General features: G+C 34.9%; 1 pseudogene. It reads left to right on the forward strand.

Annotated elements, in window-relative coordinates:
• Window positions 1–4,362: pseudogene (locus tag GGR08_RS07600) on the forward strand (type ISP restriction/modification enzyme); the annotation flags it as partial.
• Window positions 4,363–5,110 lie beyond the last annotated feature (748 nt).

Below are 5,110 nucleotides of genomic sequence, written 5' to 3' on the forward strand. Positions count from 1 at the left end.
AAGCCCTTAAGAAAGTCTGTGAAGGTTTAAAAGAAGCAGACCGTGGCAAGCTGATTATGGCATGTGGAACGGGCAAGACTTTCACCAGTTTGAAGATAGCAGAAACCCTTGCTGGGAAAGGCAAGCGTATTTTGTTTCTGGTACCCTCTCTCGCTCTTATCTCTCAAACAATTCGTGAATGGACAGAAGATACAGAAATATCCTTGCGTTCTTTTGCCGTGTGTTCGGATACACAAGTGGGTAAGCGTTGTAAGAATAAAAATGATGATGAAGCTGGTCTCAATGCATCAGACCTTGTTTTACCAGCTACTACCGATGCCAAAGAGCTTGCGCGTAAAGCCAATAAAACTTCTCTTGATGTAATGACCGTGGTGTTTTCAACTTATCATTCTATCCAAGTGATTTCAGATGCACAAAAAAAGTATGATTTACCCGAATTTGATCTCATCATTTGTGATGAAGCACACCGTACCACTGGAGCTGTGTTAGGAACAGACAAGCGTGAATCTGATTTTATCAAGGTTCATGATAACAGCATCATTCGGGGTAAAAAACGTCTGTACATGACGGCAACCCCTAAAATCTTTACCGACAAGCTGAAAAAGAAGGCTGACGCATCTGATGCTGTTCTGGCGTCCATGGATGATGAAGAGCTCTATGGAAAAAATCTTTACACGTATACTTTTTCAAAAGCTCTAAAAGATAAACTTTTAACACCCTATAAAGTTATCGTCTTGGCTGTTGATGAAGCAATTATTAACGCAACGATTCAGAAACGCCTTAAAGATAAAAATTCCGAACTTATTCTTGATGATACAACCAAAATCATTGGCTGCTACAAAGTACTTTCCCAAATAGAAAAGAAAGAAGAAGATGGCATAAAACCTATGCGTCGTTCTCTGGCTTTTTGTAAAAGTATCAATACGTCTCAACTAGTCAGCGAACTATTCAATGATGCTATTGATGAATATCATAAATTTGTTCCCGAAAGTAAGACTTCTCTTATCTTTGATGTTAAGCATATTGATGGATCTTTTAATGGCAAAAATCGTAATAAATTACTTGATTGGCTTAAAGAAGAGACAGATGAGAATAACTGCCGTGTGTTAACCAATGTCCGATGTCTCTCTGAAGGAGTCGATGTCCCTGCTCTTGATGCGGTTATGTTTTTACACCCGCGTAAAAGTCATGTGGATGTGATACAGGCTGTGGGGCGTGTGATGCGCCGCGCAGAAGGTAAAACAACAGGCTACATTATTTTACCCGTTGGTATTCCCTTTAATATTCCACCACAACAGGCTTTAGAAAACAATACAAAGTATGATGTCATCTGGCAAGTTCTCAATGCTTTGCGTGCTCATGATGACAACTTTAAAAACAAAATAAAAGCCTTAGAGCTGGACCAAGATGTTCGTCATGTGTTTGAGATTGTAGGGGTCACTTTTGACCCTGCTTTACAAGCAATGACCGCAGTTGTTGACGAACTCTCTTTCCACGCGAAATCGGAAAGTGCTGGGCTTCATATTGGTTCAGTAGCAAGTGAAAGCTCTTATAAATATGGAGGACAAAAAGAATTCGAGTTTTATGTTGATGAATTATCGCGTGCTATTAAGCCCATCATTGTCAAAAAATGTGGAGAGCCTAATCAGTGGGGAAATTGGGCTGGCAATGTAGCTGCAATTGCACAAAATCATATTATTCGTCTTAAAAGCATACTCGCTGATAAAAAGAGTGAAGCCTTTCACGCTTTTGATGCCTTTCATAAAGAATTAAAGAACGGTTTAAATGACAGTATCGAGCAAGAGGATGCACTCGAGATGTTGGCGCAACACCTTGTGACACGTCCTATTTTTGAATCCTTGTTTGATGGAAATGAGTTTGTGAGTAAAAACGCCATCTCGCAAGCGATGGAAAAAATCTTAGCTGAACTTGATAAGATGAATATCAAAGACGAAGCCAAAGATCTTGAAAAATTTTATCAAAGTGTAAAGGATGATACAGAGGGTATTATCGAAACGCAAGCAAAACAGAATCTTATTATCAAACTTTACGAAGATTTTTTTACTAAGGCATTCAAAAAGACAACAGATAAACTTGGGATTGTTTATACGCCTATTGAAATAGTTGATTTTATCTTACATTCCGTCAATGATGTTTTAGAGCAAGAGTTTGGACAAAGCTTAAGTTCTCGAGGCGTCTCTATTCTTGACCCTTTCACTGGAACGGGGACCTTTATCACAAGGCTTTTACAATCTGGACTCATCAAACCAGAGGATATGGAGTATAAGTTTCGAAATGAAATCAAAGCCAATGAAATTGTCTTACTCGCTTATTACATAGCAGCGATTAACATTGAATCGACTTATCATAGTCTTATGAAAGGAGATTATATCTCCTTTGAAGGAATTTGTTTAACTGATACTTTTCTGATGTTAGAGGAAAAAGATTTTTTTACACGCTATATGTTTGAGAATTCAGAGCGGTGTAAAAAACAGCAGGAAGCAGATATCCAAGTTATTGTTGGCAACCCTCCTTATTCAACAGGTCAAAAAAGTGCCAATGATAATAATCCAAATGTCTATTATGATACTCTTAATGATAGCATAAAAAATACATACGCATCAGGTTTGAATGTTGGTACTAACCGTAAAGAGCTTTATAACAGTTATATTCAAGCAATTAGATGGGCTAGTAATCGTTTAAGTTCTAAAGGCGGCGTTGTAGCCTATGTTTCTGGAAATGGATGGATAGATAAAATATTTGCGGATGGTATGCGAAGATGCTTACAAAATGAGTATTCTGCTATTTATATCATCAATCTTCGTGGTGATATTCGAAAAAATATAAAATCAAAGGAACAATCAAAAGAAGGGGGAAATGTTTTTGGCTCTGGAAGTCAAAGTGGAATAGTTATAACTCTTTTTGTACGCAATCCAAATACACAACAACCCTGTAAAATTTGCTATTATGATATTGGTGATGACCTTTCTACAAAGGAGAAATTATATCTCTTACATAAATTAAAAAGCATAAAAGGAATAATACAATCCAAGCAGTTTATTGAGATTACGCCTAATGAAAAACATGATTGGATAAAGCAAAGAGTTGCTGATTTTGATCAATCCATACCTATGGGGGATAAAAGTACCCCTATAGATTCTAAAATTTTTGAAGAAGTCTCACTTGGTGTACAATCAAATAGAGATGCTTGGGTTTATAATTTTTCGAATGATGCACTAGATGAATCTATTCAAAAAACAATCAAATATTTTAATATACAAAAACGACTTATCTCCAAGAATCCGTCTATATCTGTAAAAGAAATTATTGATTATGATGCTACAAAAATTGGATGGTCTAGGGGGGCTTCGCTCCAAACTGAAGCAAGAGATAGATGCAAAATTTGAACCAAATCTAAAAGCTCTCGTTCTTTATCGCCCGTTTATGACAATGTGGCATTATACATCACCATTCCTTAATGAAATACTAGGACAAACGCATCAATTTTTTAATTCAGATATTCCGCATAATCTTGGAATTTGTATTTCGGGTAAAGGAAGTCTATCTCATTTTTCCTGTCTCATGACTAATAAACCAATCAATTATCACACATTAGATACAACAAAATGCTATCCACTTTTATTATATTCTGATGAAAAAAAACATCATAACCAGAGTTTATTTGCTGCAAGTGTAAAAAAGAAAGTTCGTGATGGCATTACAGATGCGGGATTAGCACATTTTAAAGCTGCTTATTCGAATGAAACCATAACAAAAGATGATCTATTCTATTATGTGTACGGTCTACTTCATTCGGAAGATTATCGTGCTCGTTATGCTGATAACCTCTCTAAAGAACTGCCTCGTATCCCTTGTGTAAAGAGTGCTGATGATTTTTGGAAGTTTGTAACAGCTGGACGTGAATTGGGTCATTTGCACGTGAATTATGAAGATGTAGAGCCTTATCCCGTGACCTTTAAAAAGGGTAATCCAAAATTAACAAAGATCTCTAATCCAGAAAAGTTTTATTATGTAACTGAAATGAAGTTCGCAAAAGCAGGTAAAGAGAAAGATAAAACCACCGTTATTTATAATAACAATATCACAATAACAGATATCCCTCTTGAAGCTTATGAGTATATCGTCAATGGTAGACCCGCTCTTGAATGGGTTATGGGGCGTCAATGTGTAAAGACTGATAAAAAGAGTGGTATTGTCAATGATGCCAATCGCTATGCTGTTGAAACCGTTGGAAACCCCGCCTACCCTCTAGAGTTGTTTCAAAGGGTTATTACTGTAAGTTTAGAAACAATGAAAATCGTAAAAAAACTACCAAATTTGGTATTAAGAGAAACTGAATAACTTATAAAGCATGCTCACATAATGAGTATGATAAACGCATAAGGGGTATAGAGCTTATAACCATAATCTATATCTCTTTTGTGAAGTTGATTAGATACAATCCTAATATGCATTATTCTAAAAGATGAGGCTTGCATTTTTAGATACTCTACTTTGGATTGCTTTAAGACTTTTAAGAAACCCTATCTTAAATTGAATATGCTTCTTTTACATTGCCTTTAAAAGATTATACCGTAATCTAAAATGATAGATTTATCCTTTTCAAAAGCTTTGTTTAAAGAGGGTGATATATATTCATTTTCTTATATTACTTATAGGTTTTGTCTGTTTTTAAAACCCCCAAAACACCTACAAAACATATAGCATTAATTGAATTTACAGGTTGTATTTTGATATAGGTTGTTTTTTGTGAAACTTGATAAAAGTTAACATATTGAAATATAATAAACTTTTATTTTTGATTAAAAAAATAAAATAATACGTATAAAAAGAACCCACAAAACCACCAAAACTAACAACCATAAGGATCTTGATAACATTTATTATAAGTTACAAGCTATCTTTTGAAAAGCTTTAAAGGATCATATGCTTTTCATAAAGCACATTTTAATCATTCACTAAAATCATAAGATTCGTCTGTTAAATAAACAGACATAACCGATAAAATAGACAAAAGCCCATAAAAAGGGATTTTGATCATCTATGGAATAATTTTATAGGTCTTTTTTATAAGTTGTTTCCTTAAAAT

Source organism: Bartonella fuyuanensis (genome assembly GCF_014197255.1).
GTDB classification, from domain to species: Bacteria; Pseudomonadota; Alphaproteobacteria; order Rhizobiales; family Rhizobiaceae; genus Bartonella; species Bartonella fuyuanensis.